1 protein-coding gene and 2 pseudogenes are annotated in these 2,089 nt (G+C 60.1%); 1 reads left to right on the top strand and 2 read right to left on the bottom strand.

All coding sequences use genetic code 11. The features are described 5' to 3' along the window. Positions 1 to 173 precede the first annotated feature (173 nt). A pseudogene (locus LUZ64_RS36565) lies at positions 174 to 260 on the bottom strand (IS5/IS1182 family transposase); the annotation flags it as partial. Here LUZ64_RS36565 and LUZ64_RS36560 point away from each other — a divergent pair. Continuing rightward, positions 255 to 421 (top strand): annotated as a pseudogene (locus LUZ64_RS36560) (IS5/IS1182 family transposase); the annotation flags it as partial. The pseudogenes LUZ64_RS36565 and LUZ64_RS36560 overlap by 6 nt on opposite strands. 164 nt (positions 422 to 585) lie before the next feature. Here the strand turns inward: LUZ64_RS36560 and LUZ64_RS36555 are convergent. Beyond that, on the bottom strand, positions 586 to 1,464 hold the full coding sequence (locus LUZ64_RS36555) for a peptidoglycan-binding protein (RefSeq protein ID WP_095583202.1): 879 nt from the start codon (positions 1,462 to 1,464) through the stop codon (positions 586 to 588). Positions 1,465 to 2,089 lie beyond the last annotated feature (625 nt).

Here is a 2,089-nt window from a genome sequence, read left to right as displayed (position 1 = left end):
ACACCCGACGCCGGCACTCCCGCCTCGGCCAGCGGTCCCCGATCGCCTACGAGAACGACTTCCAACCAGCAGCAACTACCCTGACTCAAGCCGCATAGACGTGTTCAAACTCCGGGGTCAAGGCCCCACCGCCCGCGACCAGTCCAGCTTCCCTGCCTGGTACAACTCGGTCAGAGGCGCAGCCGGCCCCAAACACCAGCCTCGTCCCACTCCCGCAGCCAGCGCCAGCACGTCATCCCCGAGCCAAAACCGGATTCCTGTTCTGGTCACGCGCCGACGTGTGTGGTCGACTGCACGAGGCGGTCGTGCACCAGCTCGACGACGCGGGCTTGATCGACGTGACCCGCATCATCCTGGACTCCGCCCATATGCGGGCGAGGGGGCGAGACTCACAGTCCCGTCGCCCGTGGACCGGGGCAAGTCAGAGACTGCCCTTCGTCATCGGGCCGGCACCAAAAGAGACGCGAGCCTCACTGCAGCAGTCACCTCAAACCCCAGGGCCTATGCCTGCATTCTGAGCCTCCGCGAGGTTCAAGTTGGCGTGGAGTTCTTCTCTGTGACCTGATCCATCTCGGAGACAGCTCATTAATCGGAGCAGACTCGAGGAACACGGAGCGCATCCCAAGTTACGCGGCCTGGCCACCCGTCTGCGTCGCGGCCGGTAAACCCCTGCTTGCGTTGCCACTTCGCGTAAGACTTGATATCGGCTGCAGTGAACTGCGGCCCAGGACCGGACACGTAAGCCGAGCAGCCTTCCGCAACCAGGCGCCTACCCATCGCCGTCACAATGGGGCTGCGCGGGTAGCCACGAAAGAATCTATCTCCCGGGAACGGCTCGTACTTGGGTTGCCGGACGGGCTTATCAGCGTCAGTGGCGAGACGACGGTCGATACGTTCACGCATCCCCTGCATGGAAAAGCCGTGCGGATCGATCTTCTGATCAGTCCACTCCTTATGTCCAATGACAGACGCCGCTGACCAGCCATACGCGCGGCAGATAGCAGCTGACACTCGCTCAATCGCATCGAGTTGCACTTCAGGCCACGGATCACTACCACTGCCAAGATTCACACATTCGAATCCATAGAAGCGGGCATTTCCATCGCAGTCGGTGCCAGATGGGGGCGGGGTCGGCCGCTCGTCGATGACAGCGGCAAGCACCTCACCGTCGCCACTCCCAGCATGATTAGCCCGTCCGATCGAAATCAAATAGACGGTGCCGTCCTTAGCGATCACACCATGGCACAACGGGCCAGGAAGGCCGACGTAACCCTCCACGCACAGCTCGACCGAAGAATGGGTGCCCGAGCTGGCTGTGTGGTGGATGATCACGCCATTGATCGGACCCCAGCCGATACCGTGGGTGCTGCGACCATGGGTACGCCAGTCACCATAGGGAACAATATTGACGCCCTCGGCGCGCAAGGCCGCGAGTAGGCGGTCAGGGAGCATAGGGAATGACATGATAAGTCTCCAGACATAAAAGACCCTCCACGCACAAGTGCAGGGCAATTCGGTAGGTATCTATTAAGAAATAAGATAAATAAGCCCAAGGGGGATAGAGTGCTTTTCTTAGCCTTCCTCAGGGAGCATGGTAATCCAGTCGCACGAGTGGTATGCGCTCGTTCCCTTCTCCGAGTGCTTCGCTGTACCTCACCCATCACAGTTCCACAGCCCGGTGAAGGCTGGATACTAGATCGTCGGGCATCTGACTCTGATTCTGGCCCAGTCGTCTCTGGCGGCTGTGGCTGAGTGTTTTTGGCGGTAGCACTCGAGGGTGAGGTTGGTTTGGTGGTTGAATGTGTGCCGGTTAGGGCCTGTGTGATGTCGTGATCATTCGGTGGGTTTGAGGAGGTCGTCGATCCAGATCATTGCGGCGCGGAGGTGGAGGCCGACGAGGTAGTTGTCCGGGGTTTTGTCGTAGCGGGTGGCGATGCCTCGCCAGGCTTTCAGCTTGTTGATCAGTGAGAATTTTCAGCGTGGGCGCTCCAGGGTGAGGATGGCTGCGGCGATGGCGGTTATGCGGTTGGAGCTGCATCGGGCTTTGTGGAAGATTCGCCTGGGCTTCGGCCTTGCGATGCTTCCGTTT

The organism is Streptomyces albireticuli (assembly GCF_021228125.1).
Classification (GTDB): domain Bacteria; phylum Actinomycetota; class Actinomycetes; order Streptomycetales; family Streptomycetaceae; genus Streptomyces; species Streptomyces albireticuli.
The sequence above is the reverse complement of the archived record's forward strand: the minus strand, read 5'-3'. Positions and strand labels throughout refer to the sequence as shown.

Bases quoted from the DNA above. Each gene is read 5' to 3' on its own strand.
- LUZ64_RS36555 (WP_095583202.1), bottom strand. From the start codon at position 1,464: ATGTCATTCCCTATGCTCCCTGACCGCCTACTCGCGGCCTTGCGCGCC.